The following is a 4,497-nucleotide window of genomic DNA, read 5'->3' as shown; positions in this document are numbered from 1 at the left end:
TTAATGCGATTAGCATTCCCACAAAACAATTCATTCTTGCCTTGTTCCAATGGAAATGCTCGTTTAATATAGTCGTTAGTTCGTTGATTTGTAATTGTCCGCTATTCATGTTTTGCCAAAACAAAAACAGGATATTTGATTACATTTCAACGAACTATGCCACCTTTTTAGATTTTTTGTCGTGTACAGAGCAACCAAATACATAAACCCCTTGGTCATTGGAAGTAGAGTAAGAAGCAGGACGTAGTCGAACTATTTTCCTGCTTCTCCTCCCCGAACCATACGTGCACCTTACAGCGCATACAGCTCTCCATTTAAGACTGGCTCATAGCCATTGCAACATCTTTATAGCGAGATGTGACGGTATTCCTGCTTTCATCACGTATGATATACGGATTCGTTTCTGGATTACGCCACCGGAATTGGCTTTTACGACTGGTGACCAGTCGCTTAAGTACAACACCGTCTAGATTTCCTTTACCATTACGACCATGCAAGATCCAAGTTTTCGCTTTACTTTTATCAGGCCTCCGAAACCATTGCTTCATCAATGACTTGATTGAGGTGCGAAATTTCCTGGCCAGCCAATATCCAATCTTCCAGAACATTATCTGATCTAGTTTCCCAAACATGACCGCTGTATAGTCGGTAAATTGATAAAAGTTCGCCCACCCCGATAATTTCCGATTTAGACGAACAATGAGGTCTATCTTATTCTCACTATAATGACTGGATAATTCATTTACTAATTTTGCCGCAAAGTTTTTGAATTTATCCTTAGGTATTGTTGTTACTATCCGCTTATTGCCAAGTCCTCCACGTTTACGAATAATCCTATGCCCTAGAAACACAAAACCGTCATCAATATGGGTTACATGCGTTTTATCCATATTGAGTGTTAATTTCAGTTCATCCTCTAAGAAACTTCGACATTCTTCACGCATCGCTTCTGCGTGAGCTTTAGTACCTTTAACAATAACAACAAAATCATCTGCGTAACGACAGTAACTAATGGCGGGACGCCATTGCCTGTTTTCTAGAATCGCAATAGGTCGTTTAATATCGATACTGTGATTCCAAGACCATCGATCTTTACGCGCTTTATTGTTTAGGTATTTTGCCTCCAACCATTGATCAAACTCGTTAAGCATAATATTGGAGAGCAATGGCGAAATAACGCCCCCTTGTGGAACACCTTCACTTGAAGCACAAAAGAGACCTTGATCAACATGGCCTGCTTTAATAACTTGCCAAAGCAGGGCTAGAAATCGTTGGTCGCAGATTCTTTTCCGTACATATTTCAGTAACAATTTATGATGCACTGTATCAAAGTAGCTTGCTAGGTCACCTTCGATAACCCAACGCCCCGCTGTGTAATTACTATCTTGTAACTGAAACTTTACTGTTCTAATCGCATGATGAACGCTACGTTCTGGTCTAAAACCATAGGAGGAGCGGTGAAAATCACTTTCCCATATAGGTTCCATAACCATCAGCATTGCTCGCTGTACAATTCGATCAGTTAAGGTTGGAATACCTAACGGTCTTTGTTTACCATTCGCTTTAGGAATATAAACTCGCCTTGCTGGTGAAGGCCTGTATTCGCCTGATAACAATTGTAGCCGAATCTGCTCCAAGTGCTGATCAAGTTGACTTTCCAGAATGGCTTTGTTGACACCATCAATACCGGCCGTTTTAGCACCGCTCGATGCAAGTGTAATACGAGCCGCTTCAAGCAACCAAGACCGATTAGTCATGAGTCGTAACAGACGATCAAATCTACGTTGATCATCGGCTTCAGCCCATGTTGCAATTTTGTTTTGCATTTCACTGATTATCAAAGGTCTTCACCTCTCTAAAGTCAGATAATTTGCCAAGCAAATTTTCTTAAACTGTTCCCCTTCGCCATGTAATAGGTTTTCCCCATCTCAGACTACTACGGAAACTCCGCCAATCTATTCATCTTCGGGGTCACACTCCCTTAACATCTAAATAGACCTTCCCCAGTCCACATGCCGGACTCAAACGTATTAGGTAGGCTGCCGATCGCAGTCTTTAGCCTTGCTTGCTGCAAGTTGATACAGATGCTTTGATTTAACTACGCTCTTTTCAAAGCCCATTTCTATTGCCATACCTATACAATAGAAAATGAAGACGAATATGCATACATGTCAATTCTTCTTATCTGTATTCCACCTGTTAAACCGTGTAGGTGGAGGCGACATTTCAGCCCATAGATACGGATTAATCGGTTCGTGTTCCTCAACCTTCCAATACTCAGCCTAGAGGTGCATCTTGGCGTAACGGTTTCGCCTCACACCCCATTTCCCACGAGCTACGTCACTCCGCTAGTGTACAGCAGATCACCGCCGCTTCGGCTCTCACTTTCTCATAGCAGAAAGTGGGCATTTGTTTAATGGCTTCTGCTATTAAACAAATGCATTCCAAACATGCTCAAGCTTTGTTAGTGTCTATCCATAACACCTCCAAAGGTTGGGCGCACTATAAGTAATATCAGTGCTCCAGACCTGATTTACTTTATCAATTAACAGGCCACGCAACAAGTAGGGGTAAATCTTATTCTCTGGATGAGGCTTGCTGGTATCAGGCCCAGGTGCAACCCCACGTATTCCCATGATACGCATAAGCCTTTGAATACGCTTTCGATTCCAAGGGTCACCACGCTCACGCGTCAGCTGTGCCGCAATCCTACGCGAACCATAAAATGGGCAACGCGTATAGATCTTATCAATCAGTCGCATCACCTGCAACTCCTCATCTGATGTAGGTATTGGCTGATAGTAGAGCGTTGAACGATTGAGTCCCAACAGCTCACACTGGCGACGAATACTAATGGCTTCATACTTTGGCTCTATCCATTGTCGCTTGAGTTCAATAGGACTCGTTAACTTTTTTTTTAAGCCAGTCCAGTTCAACCTTTAACCGACCTATTTCTTCATAGAGAGGTGAGGTTAATGCCGCCTCGTCAATTGTTTTAGCACGCCCTGATTCACATAACTGAGCTGCGCCATCGATCAAACATTTCTTCCAAGTACTCACCTGGCCTGAAGAGATTTTATGTGCGGAAATTAGCTCTGCTGCTGTTTTATCGCCTTTATAAGCTTCTAAGGCAACCTTCGCCTTAAATCTTGCACTGTGTGATTTTCGTTTTGTACTCATAATAATAACCCCTTATAATCAACTTATATTTTGAGCTAAATCGCTCCTTAAGTATTGGTCTAAATATTGGGGGCCACTATACTCAGAGTATTATACCCAAGAGATTTCAAGATGCAGGATTTAGAACCTGAAAATTATCGTTAATTCTGTCATCTAAAGACGCCGCAATCTCAGGCAATATATCATCAAAAAAATACTTTATTTGATGCCGAAACGCCTTGGCAGTCGCAAAATATTGATTATTTCGAACTTGTTCATTCATCACCTTCCAAAGTCGTTCTATTGGGTTCAGATTGGGACTGTAAGGAGGTAAATAATGGAGCTTAATGTTTAACTCTTCTGCTTTATTAACGACTTGATCTGAACGATGATACCCCGCTCCATCCAGAATGATATTTATACAAGAACTTGAGGCATAGCGTGCTTTTATTTGTTCAAAAAAATCAACAATGGATGCACTGTTGACGGTCTCATATTGATCTGTCACTGCTTCAGATAAATGCCCTAACCGGATAGCACCGATTATATTTAAGCGTGTCCGGCTGCCTGTCGTTTCAATGGATTTATCAACCCCGGTTTTGATCCAACCTGATGTTATTTTTGTCGCTTGCGTCGGATGAACGGCATCAATGAATAATAAAGTCTCATCCTCTGCAAGTTCGGCCTTTAACCGTTTGTAATCCTCAATGAATTGAGCCTGCTTTTCAGGGTCAAATTTGTGAGGGACTCCTTTCGGCTGTTTATAACTAAATCCATTTTGATGCAACCATTGGGTCATGCCAGAGACACTGTACTGAATCTCATAGGTTGACCTGACATAGGCAACAATTTGATGAACGTGAACATAGGTCACATCCAATAAATGGTGTATTAATTCATTCGTTTGTTCTAAATTCAGATGGCTCTGTGAACCGCCATTTTCAGGCTTCAACTTTTGTGTTTTTTGAAAATCAGTGAGATGACGTAGAATCGTCGTTTCATGTTTTCGTAATGCCTGAGAAATCTGAGAAACCGACCAACCTTCTGAGCTTAATAAGACCGCTTTAATTCGGTCACTCTCGCGGACATCACGTGTTTTACTATGACGTAATTCCAAAGCTTTTTTATCCGTTGAATTCAGTATGATTTTCATTCTCTATAGAATGCCTTTATTTCATTACTTTTTCAAGCATCTTCAATAATTTTGGGTATATATGAAAAAAACAGTCTTTTCATTCGTTTCAAATGCTTTCGCCTAATGGGAATTAAATAGGGGTTTGCTATAAACATGGCAAACCCACCTAAAATAAACCTCGATACGCCAGCATTGTGTACTTT

4 protein-coding genes are annotated in these 4,497 nt (G+C 41.2%); all 4 read right to left on the bottom strand.

The window, feature by feature from the left end; translation table 11 throughout:
• Positions 1 to 314 precede the first annotated feature (314 nt).
• The 4 genes from ltrA to BQ7314_RS01820 all read right to left on the bottom strand — a co-directional run bounded on the left by ltrA (position 315) and on the right by BQ7314_RS01820 (position 4,312).
• A complete protein-coding gene (gene ltrA, locus BQ7314_RS01835; RefSeq protein ID WP_174482002.1) occupies positions 315 to 1,826 on the bottom strand; it encodes a group II intron reverse transcriptase/maturase in 1,512 nt (503 codons plus the stop codon).
• A 645-nt stretch (positions 1,827 to 2,471) separates the two neighbouring features.
• Positions 2,472 to 2,936: an IS3 family transposase gene (locus tag BQ7314_RS01830; protein WP_174482001.1), complete on the bottom strand. Its 465-nt coding sequence runs from the start codon at positions 2,934 to 2,936 to the stop codon at positions 2,472 to 2,474.
• A complete protein-coding gene (locus BQ7314_RS01825) occupies positions 2,893 to 3,180 on the bottom strand; it encodes a transposase (RefSeq protein WP_174482000.1) in 288 nt (95 codons plus the stop codon). Before BQ7314_RS01825 ends, BQ7314_RS01830 begins: the two co-directional genes overlap by 44 nt.
• Positions 3,181 to 3,286: 106 nt before the next feature.
• Complete coding sequence (locus tag BQ7314_RS01820; protein WP_174481999.1) at positions 3,287 to 4,312, bottom strand: IS630 family transposase; 1,026 nt, start codon at positions 4,310 to 4,312, stop codon at positions 3,287 to 3,289.
• Positions 4,313 to 4,497 lie beyond the last annotated feature (185 nt).

This window comes from methanotrophic endosymbiont of Bathymodiolus puteoserpentis (Logatchev), assembly GCF_900128525.1.
Lineage (GTDB): Bacteria > Pseudomonadota > Gammaproteobacteria > Methylococcales > Methylomonadaceae > Methyloprofundus.
This window is presented reverse-complemented; position numbering and strand designations above follow the sequence as displayed.

Excerpts from the sequence above, each read along its gene's own strand:
- BQ7314_RS01825 (WP_174482000.1), bottom strand. The coding sequence starts at position 3,180 with ATGAGTACAAAACGAAAATCACACAGTGCAAGATTTAAGGCGAAGGTT.
- BQ7314_RS01820 (WP_174481999.1), bottom strand. The coding sequence starts at position 4,312 with ATGAAAATCATACTGAATTCAACGGATAAAAAAGCTTTGGAATTACGT.
- ltrA (WP_174482002.1), bottom strand. The coding sequence starts at position 1,826 with ATGCAAAACAAAATTGCAACATGGGCTGAAGCCGATGATCAACGTAGA.